This window comes from Pseudomonas sp. BIGb0164, from assembly GCF_024810135.1.
In the GTDB taxonomy this organism is placed as follows: Bacteria; Pseudomonadota; Gammaproteobacteria; order Pseudomonadales; family Pseudomonadaceae; genus Aquipseudomonas.
The window spans coordinates 15063-38341 of sequence record NZ_JANUEA010000008.1 but is presented as its reverse complement, the minus strand read 5'-3'; the positions used below and the strand labels follow the sequence as shown (position 1 = coordinate 38341).

The 23279-nt window shown below is 63.5% G+C and carries 20 protein-coding genes; 18 read left to right on the top strand and 2 right to left on the bottom strand.

All coding sequences use genetic code 11. The features are described from left to right. The first annotated feature begins 4 nt into the window (after positions 1-4). From M2394_RS20895 to M2394_RS20870, 6 genes are all read left to right on the top strand, one after another. Positions 5-1117, top strand: coding sequence for an alkene reductase (locus M2394_RS20895; protein ID WP_259174403.1), 1113 nt, complete (start codon positions 5-7; stop codon positions 1115-1117). An 11-nt stretch (positions 1118-1128) separates the two neighbouring features. Beyond that, positions 1129-1650: an ester cyclase gene (locus tag M2394_RS20890; protein WP_259174401.1), complete on the top strand. Its 522-nt coding sequence runs from the start codon at positions 1129-1131 to the stop codon at positions 1648-1650. Between the two features lie 138 nt (positions 1651-1788). Further along, a complete protein-coding gene (locus M2394_RS20885; protein WP_178925877.1) occupies positions 1789-2589 on the top strand; it encodes a glucose 1-dehydrogenase in 801 nt (266 codons plus the stop codon). Beyond that, positions 2582-4408 (top strand): glycoside hydrolase family 15 protein, encoded by a 1827-nt coding sequence (locus tag M2394_RS20880; RefSeq protein ID WP_259174400.1) that lies wholly within the window; start codon positions 2582-2584, stop codon positions 4406-4408. The genes M2394_RS20885 and M2394_RS20880 overlap by 8 nt, the downstream gene beginning before the upstream one ends. A 49-nt stretch (positions 4409-4457) precedes the next feature. Then, on the top strand, positions 4458-4931 hold the full coding sequence (locus M2394_RS20875; protein WP_259174399.1) for a cysteine hydrolase family protein: 474 nt from the start codon (positions 4458-4460) through the stop codon (positions 4929-4931). A gap of 84 nt (positions 4932-5015) precedes the next feature. After that, on the top strand, positions 5016-5942 hold the full coding sequence (locus tag M2394_RS20870) for an alpha/beta fold hydrolase (RefSeq protein ID WP_259174398.1): 927 nt from the start codon (positions 5016-5018) through the stop codon (positions 5940-5942). On the opposite strand, the gene M2394_RS20865 is transcribed toward M2394_RS20870, so the two are convergent. Further along, positions 5912-6880, bottom strand: a complete 969-nt coding sequence (locus M2394_RS20865; RefSeq protein ID WP_259174396.1) for a GlxA family transcriptional regulator — start codon at positions 6878-6880, stop codon at positions 5912-5914. The two genes, M2394_RS20870 and M2394_RS20865, sit on opposite strands and share 31 nt — an antisense overlap. Positions 6881-6970: 90 nt before the next feature. Between M2394_RS20865 and inhA the strand changes: the two genes are divergently transcribed. Continuing rightward, positions 6971-7651: an isonitrile hydratase gene (gene inhA / locus M2394_RS20860; RefSeq protein ID WP_259174395.1), complete on the top strand. Its 681-nt coding sequence runs from the start codon at positions 6971-6973 to the stop codon at positions 7649-7651. Positions 7652-7734: 83 nt separating this feature from the next. On the opposite strand, the gene M2394_RS20855 is transcribed toward inhA, so the two are convergent. After that, complete coding sequence (locus M2394_RS20855; RefSeq protein ID WP_259174394.1) at positions 7735-8364, bottom strand: LysE family translocator; 630 nt, start codon at positions 8362-8364, stop codon at positions 7735-7737. Between the two features lie 616 nt (positions 8365-8980). Between M2394_RS20855 and M2394_RS20850 the strand changes: the two genes are divergently transcribed. Genes M2394_RS20850 through murJ form a run of 11 tightly spaced genes read left to right on the top strand, consistent with a single transcriptional unit; the run spans position 8981 to position 23275 of the window. Continuing rightward, entirely contained in the window at positions 8981-10420 is a 1440-nt protein-coding gene (locus M2394_RS20850; RefSeq protein ID WP_259174393.1) for an undecaprenyl-phosphate glucose phosphotransferase, read from the top strand. Next, entirely contained in the window at positions 10420-11880 is a 1461-nt protein-coding gene (locus M2394_RS20845) for a mannose-1-phosphate guanylyltransferase/mannose-6-phosphate isomerase (protein ID WP_259174386.1), read from the top strand. Before M2394_RS20850 ends, M2394_RS20845 begins: the two co-directional genes overlap by 1 nt. 1 nt (position 11881) lies before the next feature. Next, on the top strand, positions 11882-12793 hold the full coding sequence (locus M2394_RS20840) for a glycosyltransferase family 2 protein (protein WP_259174384.1): 912 nt from the start codon (positions 11882-11884) through the stop codon (positions 12791-12793). Positions 12794-12822: 29 nt separating this feature from the next. Then, a complete protein-coding gene (locus tag M2394_RS20835; protein WP_178926065.1) occupies positions 12823-13599 on the top strand; it encodes a polysaccharide biosynthesis/export family protein in 777 nt (258 codons plus the stop codon). Between the two features lie 14 nt (positions 13600-13613). Further along, positions 13614-15605, top strand: coding sequence for an exopolysaccharide transport family protein (locus M2394_RS20830; RefSeq protein ID WP_259174381.1), 1992 nt, complete (start codon positions 13614-13616; stop codon positions 15603-15605). Then, on the top strand, positions 15605-16795 hold the full coding sequence (locus M2394_RS20825) for a glycosyltransferase (protein WP_259174380.1): 1191 nt from the start codon (positions 15605-15607) through the stop codon (positions 16793-16795). Before M2394_RS20830 ends, M2394_RS20825 begins: the two co-directional genes overlap by 1 nt. Further along, on the top strand, positions 16785-18113 hold the full coding sequence (locus M2394_RS20820) for a GH39 family glycosyl hydrolase (RefSeq protein ID WP_259174378.1): 1329 nt from the start codon (positions 16785-16787) through the stop codon (positions 18111-18113). The genes M2394_RS20825 and M2394_RS20820 overlap by 11 nt, the downstream gene beginning before the upstream one ends. Before the next feature lie 8 nt (positions 18114-18121). Further along, positions 18122-19339: a glycosyltransferase family 4 protein gene (locus M2394_RS20815; protein WP_178925958.1), complete on the top strand. Its 1218-nt coding sequence runs from the start codon at positions 18122-18124 to the stop codon at positions 19337-19339. Further along, positions 19330-20433, top strand: a complete 1104-nt coding sequence (locus tag M2394_RS20810) for a glycosyltransferase family 1 protein (RefSeq protein ID WP_259174377.1) — start codon at positions 19330-19332, stop codon at positions 20431-20433. The genes M2394_RS20815 and M2394_RS20810 overlap by 10 nt, the downstream gene beginning before the upstream one ends. Continuing rightward, positions 20430-21863: an O-antigen ligase gene (locus tag M2394_RS20805; RefSeq protein WP_259174376.1), complete on the top strand. Its 1434-nt coding sequence runs from the start codon at positions 20430-20432 to the stop codon at positions 21861-21863. The genes M2394_RS20810 and M2394_RS20805 overlap by 4 nt, the downstream gene beginning before the upstream one ends. A 2-nt stretch (positions 21864-21865) precedes the next feature. Next, positions 21866-23275: a murein biosynthesis integral membrane protein MurJ gene (murJ, locus tag M2394_RS20800; protein ID WP_259174375.1), complete on the top strand. Its 1410-nt coding sequence runs from the start codon at positions 21866-21868 to the stop codon at positions 23273-23275. Positions 23276-23279: the final 4 nt, after the last annotated feature.

Sequence of the window (23279 nt, the reverse complement as noted above, 5' to 3'; positions counted from 1 at the left end):
CACCATGACGACACTCTCGACGCTGTTCAGTCCGATCACCTTCGCTGGAATCAGCGCGCGCCATCGCGTGGTCATGGCTCCCATGACGCGTGCACGCAGCAGCCAACCCGGCGATATCCCCAATGCCCTGAACGCGCAGTACTACGCACAGCGAGCCTCGGCGGCCTTGATCGTCACCGAAGCCACGCAGATTTCACCTCAAGGCAAGGGCTACTCTTTCACCCCCGGTATCCACAGCGAAGCGCAGGTACACGGCTGGCAGGGCGTGACCGAAGCGGTGCACGCCGAGGGTGGACGCATCTTCCTGCAACTGTGGCATGTGGGGCGGTTGTCCCATCCCGATTTTCACAACGGCGAGTTGCCGGTGGCGCCTTCCGCCGAGCCCTTTGAAGGGCAAATCTGGAAAGTCGACCCCGCCACCGGGCAGGGCGCCATGGTCGATTGCCCGACGCCTCGCGCACTGACCCACGCCGAAATCCAGCAGATCGTCGAGGACTTCCGCCAAGCTGCGCGCCGCGCGATGCGTGCGGGCTTTGATGGCGTCGAGATTCACGGGGCCAACGGCTATCTGATCGACCAGTTCCTGCGCACCACCTCCAACACGCGTACCGATGAGTACGGTGGCTCGCGCGCCAACCGCCTGCGTTTTTTGCAGGAAGTGGTCGACGCAGTCAGCCAGGAAATCGGCGCCGAGCGCACCGCGATTCGCCTGGCGCCGTTCCTGACCGCGCGCGGCATGGCCTGCCCGGATATTCTGCCGACCATTCTTGAGGCAGCTCAGTATCTGCAAGGCAAAGGCATCGGCTACCTGCACCTGGTAGAGGCCGACTGGGATGACGCGCCGGTGTTTACCGAAGCCTTCCGCCAAGCGATACGTGCCCGCTTCAGCAACCCGATCATCGTCGCCGGCAACTACGACGTCCAACGTGCCGAGTGGGTCATCAGCCACGGCTACGCCGACCTTGTGGCGTTCGGCCGGCCTTTTGTGGCCAACCCGGACCTGCCACTGCGCCTGGCCCAGGACCTGCCCCTCGCCCCACTCGACCACGCCACACTGTTTGGCGGCAGCGCCAAGGGTTACAGCGACTACCCAACACTCACCGCGGGAGAAGCCTGATGCGTACGCTAATGGCCGTCGCAATGCTAGCTGCTGCTGTCATGAGCCCGCTCGTCACGGCTGCGGAACCGCCACTGCTAAAACCCAAGGTTCTCATTGCCGAGCCAGGCGCCAAGCCCACGCACATCCAGGCGCAGACCCTCGCAGCACGCCGCTACGCAACCTTCTGGTCATCCGGCGACCCGGCACTTGCGCGTGAAGCGTTGGCCGCCGATTTTATGGACCGGGCCTTGCCGCCAGGCCGCCCTCAAGGCCTCGCAGGCCCACTGGCGGCGTCGAAGGCTTTTCATGGCGCGGTGCCTGACCTGGAATGTGAGGTGCAGCAAATGATTGTCAGCGGTGATCGGGTCGTTTCGCACCTGCGCTTCACCGGGCATTTCACCGGCACGTTCAACGGCGTACAGGGCCAGGGGCAGGCGGTGAACTTCATTGCGACCGATATCTATCGCATCGCCGACGGCAAGATTGCCGAGAACTGGCACCTGGAAGATAACCTGACCTTTTTGCAGCAGATCGGAGTCATCAAGCCTTGAAACCGTCGGTAAAACCCGACCGAATGGACAAACACTGTTGCCACATCAGGTATGAATCGGTCTTCATCCAACCCCGGTGAACTTCCACAGCGCCGCACCAGTCAGCTGAGAGGACTCTCATAAAACGGTGGGTGGGCGATGCAGATTTCGTTGCAGCAACAAGTGGCCCTGGTCACCGGCGCCAGCTCCGGCATTGGGGCAGGCGCGGCAAAGGCCCTGGCCGAAGCCGGTGCGGCGGTGGTGCTCAATTACAATTCCCAGGCGGCGCCGGCAGAAGCCCTGGCGGCGCAGATCAACGCCAGCGGCGGGCGTGCAATCGCCATTGGCGGCGACGTGTCCAAAGAGGCCGACGTCGAACGCCTGTTCGCGCAAACCCTCGATGCCTTCGGCCACCTGGATATCCTGGTGGCCAATTCCGGCCTGCAGAAAGACGCCAACCTGGTCGACATGACGCTCGACGACTGGAACACCGTGATCGGCGTCAACCTCACCGGCCAGTTCCTGTGCGCGCGGGCCGCCGTGCGTATTTTCAACCGCCAGGGTGTGCGTGACGGTGTGTCGCGGGCGGCCGGCAAGATCATCCACATGAGTTCGGTGCACCAGGTGATCCCCTGGGCCGGGCATGTGAATTACGCGGCGTCCAAAGGCGGCGTGGAAATGTTGATGCGCACCCTCGCCCAGGAAGTCAGCGAACAACGCATCCGCATCAACGGCATTGCGCCCGGGGCGATCCGTACCGCAATCAATCGCGCAGCCACCGAAGGCGCAGCGGAAAAAGAACTGCTCAAGCTGATCCCCTACGGTCGTGTGGGTGATGTGGAAGACGTCGCCAATGCGGTGGTCTGGCTGGCCAGCGATGCTTCCGACTATGTGGTGGGCAGCACCCTGTTTATCGATGGCGGCATGAGCCTGTATCCGGAGTTCCGTGGCAATGGTTGATTTCAACAACGAACCTCAGAGTGCCATCGATGCCCACGGCATCATCGGCGACATGCGCAGTGCGGCGCTGATCAACGACAAGGGCAGCATCGACTTTTTCTGCTGGCCGGAATTCGACAGCCCGTCGATCTTCTGTTCGCTGCTGGACACCCCCCAGGCCGGTGCCTTCCAGCTCACCCCTGACCTGCCCAACGCCCGCCGCGAGCAGATCTACCTGCCCGACACCAACGTGTTGCAAACCCGTTGGCTCAGCGACGAAGCCGTGGTGGAAATCACCGACTTGCTGGTGATCAGCGAAGACATCGACGACCTGCCGCTGCTGGTGCGGCGGGTGCGGGTGGTCAGCGGCAACGCAACCATTCACCTGCGCTGCGCCGTGCGCCATGACTATGCGCGCACGTCCACCCGGGCCAGCGCCGTGGACGGTAAGGTGCTGTTCAGCGCCGACGGCCAACCCGGCCTCCTCCTCGCCAGCAGCCAGCCGTTGCAGATCAAAGACGCTGCAGCCGTCGCCACCTTCACCCTGGCTCAGGACGAAGGCGCCGAGTTTGTGCTCGGCGGTGAAGACGACGAACGCGTCGACAGCCGCTGCACCGACCTCGTCCTGGCGCACACCTTGAAATTCTGGCGCGGCTGGATCGCCCAATCCAACTACCGGGGGCGCTGGCGTGAAATGGTCAACCGCTCGGCCCTGGCGCTCAAGCTGCTGACCTCGCGCAAACACGGCGCAATCATCGCCGCTGCCACCTTCGGCCTGCCCGAGGCGCCCGGCGGCGAGCGCAATTGGGACTACCGCTACACCTGGATCCGCGACGCTTCGTTCACCGTGTATGCGTTCATGCGCCTGGGCTTTGTCGAGGAAGCCAACGCCTATATGCGCTGGCTCAAGGGCCGGGTCAGCGATTGCTGCGGCCAACCGACCAAAATCAATATCCTCTACGGCATCGACGGCCGCCAGGAACTGCCCGAAGCCACGCTTGCGCACTTGAGCGGCCACGGTGGCGCCCAGCCGGTGCGCATCGGCAATGAGGCGTTCGACCAGATCCAGCTGGATATCTACGGCGAGCTGATGGACGCGGTGTACCTGGTCAACAAGTACGGCGAAGCCATCTCTCACCAAGGCTGGAAACACACGGTGGAAGTCGCCGACCAGGTCTGCGAAATCTGGAACACACAGGACGTGGGCATCTGGGAAATGCGCGGCGAGCAGCATCACTTCCTACACTCGCGTCTGATGTGCTGGGTGGCGCTGGACCGCGCGATCCGCCTGGCGTCCAAACGCTCGCTGCCCGCTCCTTTCGCCCGCTGGGATGAAACACGCCAAGCCATCTATGCCGACATCTGGAGCAATTTCTGGAATGAAGAGCGCGGCCACTTCGTGCAGCACATCGGCAGCACGGCACTCGACGGTTCGATGCTGCTGATGCCGCTGGTGCGCTTTGTCGCGGCCACCGACCCGCGGTGGTTGAGCACACTGGAGGCGATCCAGAAAAGCCTGGTGCGCGACGGCATGGTCTACCGCTACCGCAACGACGACAGCCAGATCGACGGCCTGCAAGGCACCGAAGGCGCATTCGCCGCCTGCTCGTTCTGGTACGTCGAATGCCTGGCCCGCGCCGGGCAAGTGGAAAAAGCTCACCTGGAGTTCGAGCAGTTGCTGCGCTACGCCAACCCCTTGGGTTTGTACGCCGAAGAGTTCGACAGTCAGGCCCGGCACCTGGGCAACACGCCCCAGGCCTTGAGCCATTTGGCATTGATCAGCGCGGCGACCTTCCTGGACCGCAAACTCAGCGGGGAGAAGACCACCTGGCAACCCTGAAGCGGCGTGTGCACAATGGGCAGCCCTCGGGCCGCCCTCAGGAGCTGCAATGCGCCAGGTACTGCTGATCATCGACGTGCAACCGTCCTTCAACCCACCGGCGTGGCTGGTCGACGGCATCAACGCCCTGCTCGGCCACTTGCCGTCGGTGGCCACCGTGGAACGCCACGACGAAAGCATCACCCCCTTCGCCCGCCAACTGGGCTGGCAGCCTGCGCCGGATGACCACAGCCTGATTGCGGCGGATCGCATCTTCATCAAGCACGGCTATGCACCCACGCCCGAGACGATCGCCTACCTCAAGGCGCTGGCACCGGAGCGGGTATTGGTGTGTGGCATCCAGACCGACACCTGCGTGCTGGCGGCGGGTTTTGCGTTGTTTGATGCCGGGTTGCAGCCGACGTTGATCAGTGATTTGACGGTGGGCTCGTCGCTGGATCGGTCGGGAAAATTGGGGGTGGATTTGTGGCGGCACCACTTCAAACACGTGTTGGAAAGTGCCGACCTCGGCCTAGACAAGTAACCCCCCTGCCTTAAACCGCACCACGCGCCGTCATCGGTTTGGGCTAAAGTCTGTGCACCTTCGGCTACTGCGTTAGAGCCCACCATGAGTCCAACTGCTTCGCGACTTTATGTCCGCACCCCGATGCTCAATGTGGCGTATGAGGCCCACGGGCCCGCCAGTGGCGAGCCGGTGATCCTGCTGCATGGCTTCCCCTATGACCCGCGTGGCTATGACGAGATTGCACCGGTGCTGGCCGAGCGCGGTTACCGGGTTCTGGTGCCGTACTTGCGCGGGTATGGCCCGACGCGGTTTGTCAGTGAGCAGGTGATGCGCTCCGGGCAACAGGCGGCGCTGGGCACCGACCTGCTGGATTTCATGGATGCGCTGTCGATCCCCCAGGCCACCCTTGTCGGCTTTGACTGGGGTGGGCGTGCAGCGTGCATCGTCGCGGCGCTGTGGCCGCAGCGGGTGCGCGCGCTGGTGACCGGGGATGGCTACAACATCCAGGACATCGCCAAATCACTCAAGCCCAGGGCGCCGGAGACGGAGCATCGGCTGTGGTACCAGTTCTACTTTCATACCCAGCGTGGCGTGGACGGCTTGACCGCCAACCGCCGCGAGTTATGCGAGCTGTTGTGGCGCCTGTGGTCGCCAACCTGGGCCGAGGGGCCAGGGCTGTATGCCAAGACGGCGCCGTCGTTCGATAACCCGGATTTTGTCGAGGTGGTGATTCATTCGTACCGTCATCGTTTCATGTACGCCCCGGGCGATCCGGCCTTGGAGCCCATCGAACAGGCCCTGGCGCTGAAACCGCCGATCTCGGTGCCGAGCATTTCCTTGTGCGGCGCCGACGATGGCGTGGGCCCGGCGCCGGTGGAGGATGACGACGTGGACCACTTCACCGGTTTTTATCGCCGCCAGGTGCTGGCCGGCGTTGGCCACAATGTGTTCCAGGAAGCACCGCAGATCACCCTTGAAGCGCTACAGGCATTACGTGCCTACGACACCGGCGAAAAACGTTCGCGGTAAGCCTGGGGCGTCACCGACAAAGCCCGCAGGAAGCTGCGGCGCAAGGTCTCTTCACAGCCGAAACCGCATTGCACGGCAATGCGTTTGATCGAGGCGCTGCTGTCCGCCAATTGCCGGCGCGCAGTTTCCACGCGGATCAGCTCGACGGCCCGTGCCGGGGTCTGGCCGGTCTCGGCGCGGTAGTGGCGCACAAAGCTGCGTTCACTCATGCCTGCCTGGGCGGCCAGGGTGGCGATGTTGAGGTCGAGGGTGAGGTTTTCCGCCATCCAGGCATGGAGCTGGGCAAAACGGCTGTCGCCCTTTTGCAGGGACAGCGCCACGCTGAATTGCGATTGGCCCCCCGGGCGCTTGAGAAACACCACCAGGTGCCGCGCCACTTCCAGGGCGATGGCGCGTCCCATGTCTTCTTCTACCAGCGCCAGGCACAGGTCGATGCCGGCGGTGACACCGGCTGACGTCCAGATGGCGCCTTGCCGGATGAAGATTGGATTGGACTCCACCGTCAGCAGCGGAAACTTGCGCGCCAGTTCTTCGCAGCGCGTCCAGTGGGTGGCCACGCGGCAACCGTCGAGCAAACCACTGGCCGCCAGCAGGAACGCACCGGTGCACACCGACGCCATGCGCCGGGTATGCCGGGCCTTTTCGCGTACCCAGTCGACCAGGGCCGGGTCTTCGGCGGCACCGTACACGCCCCAGCCACCGGCGATCACCAGGGTGTCACAGGGCTGGTCGACGGCGGGCAGCGGCTCGGCCACCAGGGCCAGCCCGGCCGAGGTTTTCACCGGTTCCGACTGAGCGGCGATCACCGACACCGCGTAGGGCAGCGGCAAACCGCGCTGGCGCGCCAGGTCATTGGTGGAGGCGAACACTTGCAGTGGCCCGGTTACGTCGAGCACCTGGGCATTGTCGAAAGCGAGTACGTGGATGAGTCTCGGCATGATTGGCGTGATTTGTGGGCTCAATGGCGTATTCGCCAAAGCCTAGGCCTCTACAGTGAAGCCGTCCACCCCTTTATCGGAGCTTCATTCATGACCTTGCAGATCGGCTTTCTGTTGTTTCCCGGTATCCAGCAACTCGACCTCACCGGCCCGTATGACGTACTCGGCTCGTTGCCCGACGTGAAGCTGCACCTGGTGTGGAAGGACTTGGCGCCGGTCACGTCCAGCACCGGGTTGGTGTTCGCGCCGACGATGACCTATGCCGAGTGCCCGAACCTGGATGTGATCTGCGTACCGGGGGGTTCCGGCGTGGGTGCGTTGATGGAAGACCCGCAGACCCTGGACTTCCTCAAGGCCCAGGCACAGACCGCGCGCTACGTGACCTCGGTGTGCACCGGCTCGCTGGTGCTGGGCGCAGCGGGCTTGCTGCGCGGTCGCAAAGCCACCACTCACTGGGCCTATCACGACCTGCTCGCCCCGCTCGGCGCGATCCCGGTGCAGGCGCGTGTGGTGCGTGACGGCAACCTGTTGACCGGAGGCGGCATCACGGCCGGGATCGATTTTGCCCTGACCCTGGCGGCCGAGCTCTACAGCGAAGCGGCCGCACAACTGGTGCAATTGCAGATTGAATACGCACCGGCGCCACCGTTCGATTCGGGCAGCCCGGAGACCGCGCCCAAGCATGTGCTGGAAGAAGCACGCAAACGCACCGCCGAATCGCGCAAGACCCGTGGTGAAATCGTCGCACGGGCCGCGGCACGCCTGGGCTGACAACACCTGTAGGAGCTCAAAACCCTGTAGGAGCCGGCTTGCCGGCTCCTACAGGGATGTCGCATCGTTCGGGTTTTGCGGGGTCAGGTCGGGCGGGACATCACGGCCAATCGCGCCGCGAGCACCATCAGTACGGTCGCCAGCCCCCATTTCTGCAGCCAGGCGCTTTGGGATCGGCTGGAAAAGAACCGGCTCAACGCGCCCCCGAACACGCCCAACAGGCCATGAAACACCGTAGCAATCAACGTCAACACCCCGCCGAGCAGCATCAACTGCAGGGCAATGGGCCCCGCCTGCGGTTGCACGAATTGCGGCAGGAACACCACGAAAAACAACAGCGCCTTCGGGTTGAGCAAGCTGTTGAGCGTGGCGTGCATAAACACCCGCCCAAGTGGCACACGGTTGACCGCGTCAGTGTCCAGCCCAGGGCTTTTCTGCAAGGTCTTGAACACCAGCCACAGTAAGTAGACCACCCCCGCATACCGGATCAGATCAAAGGACGGCGGCCAACTGGCCACCAGCGCCGTCACGCCCGTGGCGGTCAACGCCGTCAGCAGCAGGTCGGCCACGCTGATGCCCAGGGTCGCGGCCATGCCACCGCGCCAGCCGTGGGAGACACCGTGACTGATCACAAAAGCCATGTTCGGCCCCGGCGATAACAGCAGCAACAAGACTGCACCGGAAAACACCGCCAGGGTCGCCAGATCGATCATGCTCACACCCTCCATTGGGAAAACCCGCAGATTAATCCGCACGCTCAGGGGCGAACAAAAAATTGTGCTGGATACATTGCCCGGCGTCACTGATCACACGCCCCCGCTGTCGTCGAACCGGTTTGAACACCGCCTCTGGAAGCAACTAACAGGGAGAACCGCGCCATTTCACCGTGAGCTTGAAAGACAACTTCCGATCCCGCGAACGCCCCAGTGACCGGGCACTTAGTGCACCCTGTCACCCCTTCTTTGTCCCCGTTTCCTACGCCTCTTCAAAAAAGGTTTTCCGGTTAAACAGGAAAATTCTCACATTTGTTCCTACACTCAAAATCACACCCAATCGCCGAGTGTCCGGACAAGGAAAGTCAATAAAATGCCGCAAAAAAGATTAATTAACGTGTCTAGCACACCGCCTCCGCACCATCGTCAATTCGTTGACTAAGCAATACACAGGGAACACTCCTTAAGTCACTACCCCGCAGGTTTCCTCCGTCCAGGATGGAGTAGTTGCGTTTTACCCAGAGTAGCCGTAGTTCGACTCGCGCTCTAAAGCAGTTCGCTGCCTTATTGATCAAACAGCCGAGCAGAGAGCCTGGAGTGCAATGAGGGATGTTTTATGCGAGAAAAGTCGTCAGTCGATAGCCTGTTTTTGACGCGCGCCGGTTTTGTTGAGTTCTTTGTTGTTTTCGTCAAGTTGATCCATGGCCTGACGGCCATCTTGCCACCGCTGGTCCTGGTGTATTTCCTCGACCCGATGGACCCCGAAATGCGCCCTCATTTCCTCGGCCTGCTGCTGTTTTTCGCGGTCATGACCATCATTATGTTCCAGGCCATGGGCATCTATTCCGAAGAGCTGTTCAGCAATCGTCTGCGCCTGCGCACCAAAGTAGTGGCCTGGACGGCGGCGTTTTGCATCCTGCTGTTCATGTACCAGATCCTGCAGATGTTCCCGCAACTCAACCCACATAACCTGGCCGCCTGGTACTTCGCCAGCCTGGGCCTGCTGTGCGTTGAACGCCTGGTGATGCTGCGCCTGTACCGCAACCTGATGCGCAACGGCAAATACCTGCAACGCACGGTGATCCTGGGCTTCACCGACACCGCCGTGCACGTCGCCGACCACCTGCAGCGCAACGGCGACATCCGCTCCGGCCTGATCGGTTTCATCGATGACCGCACCGAACGCATTCCCAAGGAGCTAAGCAACCTGCCGTTGCTGGGCAACACCCGCGACCTGGAAAAACTGATCCGCTCCGAAGAGGTCAATCAAGTGATGATCTGCCTGCCCTGGGCCGCCGAGCAGCGCATTCATGGGCTGGTCAATCGCCTGCGGCAAATGTCGGTCAACGTGATGCTGGTGCCCGACATGGCGGCCCTGCGCTACGGCCACAGCCGCATCACCGACGTGGGCGGCATCCTGATGTTCAACACCTCGCAGTTGCCGCTGCGGGGTTGGTCGCCGTTTATCAAGCGTTGTGAAGACCTGCTGCTGGCCAGCCTGGCACTGATAACACTGTCCCCGGTGATGCTCGCGACGGCGATCGCGATCAAGCTCGATTCCAAAGGCCCGGTGCTGTTCCGCCAGAACCGTTATGGCTACAACGACAACGAGATCCGCGTGTTCAAGTTCCGCTCGATGTTCACCGACCAGAGCGACTTCACCGCCGAGCAGCAGACCACCCGCAAAGACCCGCGCATCACCCGCGTGGGCCGCATCATCCGCAAGACCAGCATCGACGAGCTGCCGCAGTTGTTCAACGTGCTGCTGGGCAACATGTCCATGGTCGGCCCGCGCCCCCACGCCACGGCGACCAAGGCCGCCGGCATTCCGTTCGAAGTGGCGGTGAGCGAATACAGCTCGCGGCACCGGGTCAAGCCGGGCATCACCGGTTGGGCGCAGATCAACGGTTACCGGGGCGAGACCGATACCCTGTTCAAGATCCAGAAACGTGTCGAGTACGACCTGGAGTACATCTCCAAGTGGTCGGTGTGGTTTGACTTGTACATCGTCTTCATGACGGTCCCCGCCGTCCTGTCCACCAAGGAGGTCTATTGATGAATACCCTCAACGGATTGATTCCCTGCATTATTTCCGGTGGTTCGGGCACGCGGCTGTGGCCGGTGTCCCGGCAGAACATGCCCAAGCCGTTCATGCGCATGCGCGACGGCCAGAGCCTGCTGCAAAAGACTTTCCAGCGCGCCGCCAAGTTGCCCGGCGTGGAAAGCGTGCTCACGGTGACCAACCGTGACCTGCTGTTTCGCACCCTCGATGACTACCGTGGGGTGAACAAGGCGCACCTGCCCCTGGACCTGCTGCTGGAGCCGTTCGGTCGCAACACGGCGGCGGCCATCGCGGTCGCGGCGTTGCACGTGCAGGAACATTTTGGTGACGCCGCCCAATTGCTGGTGATGCCCGCCGACCATCTGATCCTCAATGAAGTGGCGTTCGCCCACGCCGTGACCCAGGCCCGCGACCTCGCCGAGGCCGGCTACCTGGTGACCTTCGGCATCCAGCCCGACCACCCGGAAACCGGCTTTGGCTACATCGAAAAAGGTGAAGCGCTGGACACCGGCAACCGTGTCAAACGCTTTGTCGAAAAACCTGACCTGGCCACCGCCCAGGCCTACCTCGACGGCGGCAAGCACCTGTGGAACGCCGGCATGTTCTGCTTCAAGGCCAGCACCCTGGTGGACGAACTCGCCACCCATGCGCCGGACGTGCTCAGCGCTGCAAGCGCCGCGCTGGAACACAGCCAGAGCCTGCAGAACAAGACCTCACGCCAGCGTGAGCTGGAGGCCGAAGCCTTTGGCAGCGCGCCGGATATCTCCATCGACGTGGCGCTGATGGAAAAATCCAAGCAAGTGGCGGTGGTGCCGTGCGACATCGGCTGGAGCGACATCGGCTCCTGGGAAGCCCTGCGCCAGCTCACCTCCAGCGACGCCCATGGCAACCAGGTCAATGGCGAAGCGATTTTGCATGACGTGCACAACTGCTACATCGACTCACCCAAACGCGTGCTTGGCGCCGTCGGCGTGCGTGACCTGATCATCGTGGACACCCCGGACGCCCTGCTCATCGCCGATGCCAACCGCAGCCAGGATGTGCGCTACATCGTTGCCGAACTCAAACGCCAGAACCATCCGGCGTTCAGCCTGCACCGCACCGTCACCCGGCCGTGGGGCACCTACACCGTGTTGGAGGAAAGCAGCCGGTTCAAGATCAAGCGCATCGTGGTCAAGCCCCAGGCGTCGTTGTCGCTGCAGATGCATCACCACCGCAGCGAACACTGGGTGGTGGTCAGTGGCGCAGCGCAGATCACCAATGGCGAGCGCGAATTCCTGATCAACGCCAACGAGTCCACCTACATCCCGGCTGGGCACAAGCACCGCCTGACCAACCCCGGCATCATCGACCTGGTGATGATCGAGGTGCAGAGCGGCGAGTACCTGGGCGAAGACGACATCGTACGCTTCGACGACATCTACGGGCGCGCGCCCCTCGACGTGAAAAAATAATATGCGCACCTCGTTGATCATCCCGACCCGCAACGCGTCCAGTCACCTGGCGCGACTGCTGCCGGCGCTGCAGATGCAAAGCCTGCAACCGGACGAGATGCTGGTGGTCGATAGCGCCTCCAGCGATGACACCGTGGCGCGCTTTCGTGAGTTTGGCGCGCGGGTCGAAGTGATCGACGCCCGTGATTTCAACCACGGCGGCACGCGGCGTTGGGCCAGCGAGCAGGTTGAGGGCGAGGCCTTGATCGTGATGACCCAGGATGCGATCCCGGCCGCCCCCGACACCTTCGCCAACCTGCTTGACGAACTGCAGCAAGACCCGCTCAACGGCGTGGCCTACGGCCGTCAGCTGCCGCACCCGGGTGCCGGGGTGCTGGGCGCGCAATCGCGGCACTTCAACTACCCGGACCAGAGCCGCAGCAAAAGCCTGGCCGATGCGCCGGAACTGGGGATCAAGACCTGCTTCAGCTCCGATTCGTTTTCGGTGTACCGACGCAGCGCCTTGCAGGCCGTCGGAGGCTTCCCCGCCGATGTGATCGGCAGCGAAGACGCCTACGTGGCCGCGCGCATGCTGCTGGAAGGCTACAAGGTGCGCTACGCCGCTTCGGCGCGGGTGTACCACTCCCACGATTACCGACTCATGGATGAGTTTCACCGCTACTTCGACATTGGCGTGTTCTACGGTCGCGAACCCTGGATCCGTCAGGCCTTTGGCGACGCGGGCGGTGAAGGTAAACGCTATGTACTGGCTGAGCTCGCGGCGTTACGCGCAGCCGGTGCATTGCACCGCGTACCCGAAGTACTGGTGCGCAGCGCGTTCAAGTTGCTCGGCTACCGGCTGGGTCACCTGGAACGCCGGCTCCCCCTCGCCCTCAAGCGGCGCATCAGCATGTTCCCCGGTTATTGGAGGTGAGCATCATGACCAACAGGAAGTCCCAATTGATGAAACGAACCCTGCTCGTCCTGGCCATGATTGCCTTGGCCGCCTGCAATACCCCTGCGCGCATCGTCCGGCCGGATGGCCAGGCCGTCGAGGACGGCAAGCGCGCCCTCGAACAGTTGGCACAACTGCCCCAGGCCGTGGAACGCATCCGCGTCGGCGACCAATTGCGCATCGTGCGTGATGCCGGGGAGATGCCGACGCTGTCGGCGTTCAACGTCAGCACCATCTACGAGCTGACGCTGTACACGGTGCAAACCGACGGCAAGATCAATTACCCGTTCCTGGGGCCGATCCAGGTTGCCGGGCGCCAGCCTTCGGAGCTGGCGACGGAGCTGAGCAACAAGCTTGCCCCGGTCTACCGCGAACCTCGGGTGACGGTGAACATCAACCAGGCACCGGGCAACTCGGTGATCGTCGGCGGCGCGGTGAACAACCCGACGGCGGTGCAGATCGGCACGGCCAACACCCTGGAGCAAGCCATCATCGGTGCGGGTGGGGTGAACCCCTCGGGCGATGCCAGCATGGTCGCCTTGCTGCGCGAGGATGCCCAGGGCGCCTACCACGCCTATTTCCTGGATTTCAGCCAGTACCTCAAACCCGGCCCGAACGGGCGCAAACCGGTACGCCTGCAACGGGGCGACGTGGTGTTCGTGCCTAAATCCAACGTGGGCGAACGCATCCAGGGAGTGGATACCTACTTGAACCAATTGATCCCGTTCACCAAATCCATTGGGGTTGGCTACAACTACACCAAAACCAGCGGCGGCAATAACTAAAGGAGCGACATCCCATGATCGAGATCCGTTCTTTTCGTGATCTTCTGCGCCTGTTCTTCATCTTCCGGCACGAGTTCAAGCTGGCGGCCGTCGCGGCGCTGGTGATCATCCTGCTGGGGGCGTTCCTGCTGCCGGCCAAGTACGAATCCACCGCACGCCTGCTGGTCAAGCCAGGCCGCGACTCAACCCTGCCGATCGAGATCAGCAACCGCCAGGCGCTGGTGATGCCCAGCACCCAGCGTGACCCGATTGTCGACGAAGAGCGCCTGCTGACCGGGCGCCCGATCGTGCGTGCAGTGGCCGAGCATTACCTGGAAATCATCGAAAACGCGCCACCGCCCGAAGGCTTCTGGAAGCGCACCAAGTACTACGTCAAGGCCGGTGTCGGTAGCGTGTTCGATGGCCTGCGCGTGGTGCTGGAAACCGTCGGCATCGTCGAGAAGACCACGCCGGTGGAGCGCCTGGCCGCCAGCCTTGAGAAGAACTTCGAGGTCAGCCACGCCGCAGGTTCCACGGTGATGGACATCAGCTTCAAATGGGGCGACCCGGAAATCGCCCAGGCCGTGGTCAAGAACTGGGTCGAAACCTACATCGCCGAACGCACTGAGGCCTTGGGCCGCAAGAGCCTGTACGCGTTCTATGAAGGCCAGGTGAACACCAGCGCCAACGAGATCAAGAGCTACAAGCAGCAGATCCTCACGCACCTCAATGAAATCGGCGCAGCGAGCATCACCGATCGCCTGGAAGACCTGTCCGAGCGCATCAACGTGCTGCGTGGCGAAACCTTCAACACCACACGGTTGATCGCCTCCTCCGACAGCGCCATCGCCAGCACCCGTGAGCAACTCAAGGGCCAGCCCAAGGAAGTGACCACGGTTCGCCAGATCGCGCTCAACCCGCAACAACAAGACTTGCGTCGCCTGCTCAACCAGAAGTTGCTGGAAAAGGCCGACATGATGCGCACCTACACGGACAACGCGCCGCCGGTCAAAGCCCTGGATGCGTCGATCCAGGCCATGCGGGTGCAGGTCGCCAGTGAAAGCAACACCGTGCAGAGCTCGGAAAACCGCGCGCCAAACACCCTGGAAATCCACTTGCAGCGTGTGCTGCTGGATGAAACCAGCAACAACCTGGCGCTGCGCACCCAGCTGGTTCAACAACAGAAACAACTGGTGAACCTGGAAGCGCAACGCAAGGATGCGCTGGAGATTGAACCGGAGCTGGCCCGCCTCTCCCGCGAGCTGAACACCACCGAGCGCAACTACGCGTTGTACGTGGACAACCTGGAAAAATCGCGCATCGACCGTGAGCTGGACAACAGCCAGATCAGCAACATCGCGGTGATCGAAGAAGCCACCCTGAACCCGGGCCGCATCTTCCCGAAAACCCTGGTGATGCTGGTGTTGGCGATCCCGTTTGCCATCGTCGTCGGGCTGCTGGTGATCTACCTGTGCTACCTGCTGGACCAGCGTATTCACGACGGCGGCCTGGTGGAGCGCAAGTTCGGCCTGCCGCTGTGGACCACCCTGCCGGAACTGGATACCACCACCGCGCAGAGTACCAACGCGTTCAACGCCAGCATCTATCGGCTGTACAGCCTGCTGCAGCCTGACCGCATTGCCGACCATGGCCTGACCCTCGGGCTGACCTCGGCGCGACACGGCGAAGGGGTAACCTTTGTGGTGGAGCAACTGCGCCTGTTGCTGCAGGAGAACGGTATCAACGTCCGTGTCGGCGGCCAGGCGGCGGCCGAGCCGGGTGAGGTGGTATTGCTGGATGCATCGGCACTGCTGGACAACCGCGATGCGTTTATCACCCTGCGCCGTGCCGACCTGATCGGCCTGGTGGTGGAAGCCCAGAAAAGCACGGTGCCGGTGGTGGAACACGCGCTGTCGATCCTCAACACCGCGTTCGGCAAGGTGGACGGCATCATCATCAACCGTCGCAAGTTCGAAGTACCGGCCAAGGTACTCCGCACCATCGCCAAGTACCGGGGGGCGTTCTGATGCGCATCGCCCTACTCGCTCCTTTGCCGCCGGAAAAAAACGGGATCGCCGACTACGCGAACCATTTCAAGGCGGCCCTGGAGCAAGTGGGCGTGACGGTGGCGACACCGTTGGCGGGCGTGGAAGGCAACAGCGAGGCGGTCCAGCGGGCTCTCGGTGGCTTCGACTGGCAGAGCGTGGACCTGGTCCACGCCGAACTGGGCGGCGGGCGGCTCGGTGAGTTCCTGGCCCTGCGCGAACTGCGCAAGGCCTACCCCAACCTGCCGCTGACGGCCACCGTGCATGACCCGGAGCGCATCGTGTGGCGACGCGAACGCCTGCCCTTCCCGTTGAACCTGCTGGAACGCCTGCCCAGCCCGTTGCCGCAAGCGGCGGTGGTGCTGGCCGACCCGCTGACGTTGCGCGAAGAGCGCCAGGTCGCCAAAGGCCTCACGCGCCTGATCACCCTCACTCGCCTGGGCGCCGATTGCCTGGGCGAGCGCATGCAGTTGCCGGCCGGCAAGGTGGCGGTGATCAACCACGCCAACCTGGCCATTGCCCCGGCACCGCTGCCTTCGCTGGACACCTTGCACCTGCTGTATTTTGGGTTTATCTACCGTGGCAAAGGCATTGAAGACCTGTTGCAGGCATTGGCCGACGTCTTCAAACAAGCCCCCGAATTGCGTGACCGTGTGCGCCTGACCCTGGCCGGTGGCACTGCCCCTGAAATGGCGTTTGGTGCGGGCGGCAACTACCTGGAACAGCTGAACAGCCAGATCGCCGAACTGGGCCTGACGGGTGTGATCGACTGGCGCTTGAACCTGCCGGCCGATGAGATCGCACAGACCATCCAGGCGCACCATGTGATGGTGCTGCCGTACCGTGAATCGAAAAAACTCGGCCTGCTGGGCCGCCAGCGTGGCACCAGTGGCGCGTTGTCCTGGGCCACGGCCTGCGGGCGCGGCGCGATCACCTCCAACGCCCGCGCGTTTGCCGAAGAAGTGGCAAGCGGCAACGGTGCGATCTTCCCCGAGGGCGATGTGGCGGCGTTGAGCGAGCAGTTGTTGCGCCTGGCGCGCACGCCGTTGCTGGCTCGGGACTGGGCGGAACGCGCCGGGGAAATCGGCCGCGAACGCCTGTGGCCCCTGACCGCGCAGAAATTCAAGCAGCTGTTCGAGCAGGCGATTGCGGGAGTTCCCTATGGCGCGTAAACGCACCTACCTGGCCACCCTTGCCGTCATCGCCGCCCTTGGCCTGACCGCCTTCCTGTGGGGGCGCCAGGCCGACGCCGAAAACCATGTGCTCAAGGGCAGCAAGGTGGTGGTGTGGAAAGACTTCCTGGGGGTGAACGCGCAGTTCCTGTGGTTCAGCCCCACGCTCTACCAGAAGCAGATCGACCGTCTCAAGGCGCTGGGCCTGGAGTGGGTGCGCCTGGACTTGCATTGGGATCAGCTGGAACCTGCGCAGGGCCAGTACCAGATCGCCACGCTGGATCAACTGGTGGGCAACCTGCAAACCAACCAGCTCAAGTCGGTGTTCTACCTGGTGGGCTCGGCGCCCTTCGCCACCACCGCGCCGGTGGGTGCGCCCTATCAGGACCAGTACCCACCCAAGGACCCGAACCTGTTTGCCAACCGCATGGCGTTGCTGTCCCAGCGCTACCCCAGCGTGAATGCCTGGCAGGTGTGGAACGAGCCCAACCTGCTCGGCTTCTGGCGCCCGGTGGCCGACCCGGCCGGTTACGCCACCCTGCTGACCGCCACCGCGGCTGCATTGCGCGCCGTGGACGCGAACAAACCCGTGGTGGCCGCAGGCATGGCGTTTTTCAGTGAGATGCCCAACGGCCAGACCATGTTCAGTGCACTCGGCGCGTTGGGGGTGGCGAGCCTCAATACCACCATTTCCTATCACCCCTACACCCAACTGCCCGAAGGCAACGACCCGTCCAACCTGGATTTCATCAGCAAGACCACCACACTCAATCAAGCGTTGCGTGGTGCAGGCGTGCAAACCCTGTGGAGCACCGAATGGGGCTGGTCCACCTACCCGGGGCCCAAGGACGCCCAGGACCTGATCACCCAGCAGGGCCAGGCCGACTACATCGTGCGGCGCGTGGCGCTGATGAGTGCGATGGATTACGACAAGATCTTCCTGTTCACCCTCAGCGACCTCGACCAACGCGCCAGCGTGCGTGACCAGTATTACGGCTTGCTGGACATCGACGCGAACCCCAAGCCGGCCTACACCGCGCTGAAGAACTTCCTCGATGTGAGCGGCCCGCAACTCACCCCCGGCGACCCGCCCACCGCCGACCAGTTGCCCGACGGCCTGTTCAGCATCGGCTGGACCCGCGCCGACGGGCACAAGCTGTGGTTCTTCTGGTCGGCCGAAGGCGGCAGCGCGCACTTGCCCAACTTGACCAGCGCCACCCTCTACGACCCGTTGCGCGGCACGCAAACCCCGGTGAGTGGCACCAACGGCCTGACCGTACCGGTCAAGTCGAACCTGCAAATTCTGTTATGGGATTGAAGCCCGCCATGCGCATTCTATGGATCCTGCCCTACTCGCCCTGGCCCGCCACCAGCGGTGGCAAGACGCGCCAGTTCCACCTGCTGCGCAGCCTGGCCGCCCGTGGGCATCGGATCACCTTGCTGCTGCATGACAAACACCCAGTGTCGCTCACCGATCGCCAGGTGCTGGAGGCGTTTCTCGAACAACTGATCATCCTGCCGCGTCGCCCACTGCGCAGCTTCAAGACCTTGGTCGCCGGGCTGTTTGCGCCCTACCCGCTGCTGGCCAGCGTGAACGGTTTGTCGGGCCCCCTGCAGGACACCTTCAACCAGCTGCTCAACGAGCATTGGGACGTGGTGCAGATCGAACACAGCTACACCTTCCAGCCCTATGAAGACACGCTGCTACGCAAATCCCAGCCGTTCGTGCTGACCGAACACAACGTGGAGTCGGCCCTTGGCGCCGCCACCTACGACCGTTTGCCGGGTTGGGCGTTGCCGTTCATTCGCTACGATCAATGGCGCTATGCCCGCTGGGAACGCCGGGTGATGCGCCAGGCGGCGCAGGTGGTGGCGGTCACCGACACGGACGCCCAGGTGCTGGAAAAGATCGCCGGCAAAGCGGTGCCGGTGGTGGTCAATGGAGTAGATTGCGATCACTTTGCCGCGGCCCGTCCCGACCCGTCGACACGCCGTGTATTGTTCCTGGGCAACTACGAATACGCCCCGAACGTGGACGCCATCGAATGGGCCCTGGACGAGATTCTGCCCAAGGTCTGGGAGCGTTGCCCCGAGGCGCGCATGAGCGTGTGTGGTTTCGGCATGCCGGGCAGTTGGCGCGAACGCTGGAAGGACCCGCGCATTGAGTGGCAAGGCTTTGTGCCAAACCTGCTGAACCTGCAATCGAGCTGCTCGGTGTTCCTTGCGCCGTTGCGCCATGGCGGCGGCTCCAAATTGAAAGTACTCGAAGCCCTGGCCGCCGGCCTGCCGCTGGCGAGCACCGACCAAGGCGTGTCCGGCCTGGACCTGGTCGAAGGCCTGGACTACCTCGGCGGCCAGAGCGCCACCAGCCTCGCGGAATCGGTGGTGCGCCTGCTGCAATTTCCCGACGCCGCCGCGCCCATGGGCGAAGCCGGGCGCGCCTATGTGCGCCGCGCCCATGACTGGAGTGTGGCGGCCAGCCAGCTGGAGCAGGTGTACGCCAGCCTGTCGCCACTCGAGCAAAAGGAGCCCGCATGCGTGTAGGCCTGGATTACCGCACCGTCGGCACGTCGCCGCAATCGGGGATCAGCCGCCAGGTGTATGCCCTGGAAGATGCCCTGCGTGCGTTGCCGCAGATCGAGCTGGCGCGGTTCACCGTGGCGCCCCTGGGCGATGAAACCCGCTTGCAGGCCCACTGCCCGGCCTGGGGCTGCGCGAAGACCGCCATGCACCAACCGCACAATCGCCTGCGTTTCGAGGCGGGCTTCCTGCCGCGTGCGTTGCGCGAGCATCACATCGACTTGTACATCAGCACCTTCAATATGGGCCTGCCGTTGCCGCCCAAGCCCAAAGGCTTGCGCACGGTGGTGCTGTTGCATGACCTGTTCCAGATCACCTTGAACAACTACCACGCCAACCGCTTGAAGGCGTTGATCTACAAGACCAGCGATCGCCTGTCGATTGCCTACGCGGTGCACAGCGCTGACCGGGTGTGGACACCGTCGCAGTACAGCGCCGATGAAACCGCGCGGTTGTTTCCCAAGGCCGCCGGCAAGATCCGTGTGCTGCCCAATCAGGTCGATGGCTTTGTCGAATTGGCAGCCGACCTCACCGCGCGCCAACTGCCCGAACGCTATTGGTTGTTGGTAGGCACCCGTGAATTGCGCAAGAACGTACCGTTCCTGGTGGAGGCCTGGCAGCAGGCGCGTCGCCAGTCGCCGGGCGTGCCGGAATTGGTGCTGGTGGGCAGCCTCGACCATTTGCCCGAAGCCCAACGCAACCTGCCGGGCATCCGCGCGTTGAGCGGTGTGTCGGACGCCGAGCTGCACGCGCTGTACCGCCAGGCCTCACGCCTGTGGCAGCCCTCCTACGCCGAAGGCTTTGGTTTGCCGGTGATCGAGGCCCTCAGTGTCGGCACGCCGGTGGCGGTGGCCAGCGGCACGTCGTTGGATGAAATCACCCCGCCGTCGGCGCCGCGCTTTTCGCCCACCGACGGCCCGGCCCTGGTGCAGCTGATGGTGGGTTTGTGCGAGAGGCCCGATGAACAATCGCCCGAGCAACGACGCCAATGGGCCGAGCGTTTCAACCGCCAGGCGTACCGTCGGCGCCTGGCCGAACTGATCGAGGAATTGAAGTGAGACTATCCCTGGCAAGCCTCGTCGCGATCCTGTTCGGCCTGCTTTTTGGTGCCCTCGCCTTGGCGCTGTCACCGGCCAAGGCGTTCCTGGCGGTGATCGGCCTGGCGGCTGCGGTGACCATCCTGCGCTTTCCCCTGTGGGGCCTGTTGCTGTTTGCCGGGGTGGCCACCTTCATGCCGTATTCGACGGTCAACCTGGGCATTCGCAGTACGGTCAGCGAGGCGATCCTGGCCCTGACCTGGGGCGCGGTGCTGTGGCACAACTTTCTGGCGCGCCTGCCCGACACACCGAGCCTCACCCGTCGCCCCACCGACCAGATGCTGTTGTGGCTGATGCTGTTCAGCGTGTTCCCGTTCATCGTCGGCCAGGTGACCATCCACGCCGACACCAGTGGCGTGGCCAACTGGCTGCGCTGGCTGCTGAGCCTGTCGGCGGTGTTCCTCTGCGCGAAGTTGCTGACGGAACACAAACAGCGCGAATCGTTGGTGATTGCCCTGTTGCTGGGTTCCCTGGCAATGCTGGTGCTGTCGATCGCCGTGTTCGTGCGCACACGCTCCGGCGCAGGCATTGCGCCGATCCTGGCGGTGTTCAACTACGGCAACTTCGAGATGCTCAAATTCGGCCTTGAGGCGATGTCTTCGCGCATGGGCTCGCCGTGGATGCACCCGAACGCCATCGGCGGAATCATGGCATTGCTGCTGCCGCTGGCGTTCTGCTTCGGCATGACCGAACAGGGCTGGAAGCGAGCACTGGGCCTGGGCGTGGCGTGCCTCGGCGCCGCAGCCCTGCTGTTGGCCAGTAGCCGTGGCGCAATGGTCAGCCTGGCGCTGGTGCTGATGTGGATGGCCACGCGACGTGTGCCGTACACCGGGCGTCTGTTGATGATCGGCGCGGCGCTGACCGTGGCGCTGGTGATGGCGTACCCGCCGTTGCAAGACCGTCTGGCAACGATTTTCTCGTCGAGCAACGCCAGTACCGAAGTGCGTTTTGACGAGTACCGCATGTTCCCCGCAGCCATGGCGGCCTATCCGTTCGGGATTGGCTTCAAGGTCGACCCACCGGTGCCCGGCACGCACTTCCTAGGGATTTCCAACCTCTGGCTGAACTTCATCTACAAGACCGGCATCGCCGGCATGCTGTTTTTTGTCGCGGTGACCGTGCGCTGGTGGCGTGAAGCGCGCCCTGAAAAAGGCCCGATCCGGCTGACCAAGGACAATGCGCTGTGGCTGGGCAGTACCGCAGGGATTCTTTCTGCGCTGGTCAGTGGGTTGTTCGACCACTACTTCAGTTTTGCCGTGGTGATGGTGGCGCTGTTCTGGTTGATGGTGGGCATCAATGTGCTGGAGGCTCGCCGGTTGTTTCCGGCACGCCTGCCGCAGGTCAAGAGCGTGGCGCCGGGCAAATCTCTCCTAGACGGCGCGCGGCCTTAGCCATGCTCGGCTCCGCCGTCTGGCTGACCCTGGCGACCCTGCTGGGCCTGTGCCTGGGGTTCGCCCGTGAATGGTTGCTGGTGGCGGCCTGGGGTGCGGGAGAGCGCAGCGATGCGTTCCTGATCGCGCTGTTCTTGCCCGAAGCGTTACGCATGTCATTGGCCGGTGGCGTGCTCAGTGCCGCCGCGTTGCCGTTGTACCTGGAGCGCAAGGACGGCGAGCGCCTGGATTGGCTGGCGGTGCTGTTTCCGGCGTTGATGTTGATTGCCCTGGTCACAGGTCTGCTGCTGACGGTGTTGGCGCCCTGGCTGGTGCAGTTGCTCGGCCCCGGTTTGGCAACCAGCGCCACAGCCTTGGCCAGTAGCAACCTGCAGATCGTGGCCTGGTGCGTGCCGGGGTTGATGCTGCATGCGCTGTTCAGTATTCCGTTGCAGGCCAGCGAACGCTTTGTGCTGGCGGGGTTGGGCTCGCTGCTCTTCAACCTGCCGCCGGTGACCTACCTCGCCCTGGCCGGCACCGCCACGCAACCGCACTCCCTGGCATTGGCGTGCCTGGCCGGCAGCTTGTTGATGCCGTTGGCACTGCTGCCGTCGATCTGGCGCCTGGGCTGGCGGCCGTGGCGCTGGCAACTGTCCTTTACACCGCTGCGGGAATTGGGCCAACGCATCGGCCCATTGCTGTTGAGCAACGGCGCCAGCCAGGGCTTGGCGTTGATCGAGCGGCTGGTGGCGTCGTTGCTCGGTGAAGGCGCGGTGACCTGGGTCAACCTGGCGCGCAAGCTGATGAACCTGCCGCTGATTGCGCTGATGAGCCTCAACCAGGTACTGCTGGGCATGATGAGCCGGCGCCAGGGCGATGAGCGCCTGGCCCTGCTCAAGCGCGGCCTGGAAACCGCCAGCGTGCTGACCTTACCGGCCGGTGTGGGCCTGGTGGCCGCCGCGCCGAGCCTGGTGGCCTTGCTGCTGCCCAAGCAATCGGCCGATTCGCCGTTGCCGTTGCTGCTGGCCTGGTTTGCCGTGCCGCTGGTGTTCGGTGCCTGGAACGCGTTGCTGGCGCGTTATGCCTACGCGGCCGGCGACACGCGCCAGCCGCTGCGTTGTGAACTGCTCGGCAGCCTGGTCAACGTTGTATTGCTCGGCGCCCTGCCCTTTGTGTTCGGCTTGGCGGGCATTCCGTTGGCGGCGCTGGCGGGGGTGATCTGCACGGCGTTGCTGCTGATGCAGCGTCAATCGCTGCTCGGCGACCTGCCCTGGGCCCGGCAATGGGGGCTCAGTGCGCTGGTAATGGGGTTGGCGGCGTTGGCGTTGTTTCGAATTGATGGCGTGTGGCTGCAACTGGGGCTGAGCACCCTGGCGGGGGCGGTGGTGTTGCTTGGGATGGGGCTGTGGTTGAAGCCGTGGCGCAAGGCGTGAGGCG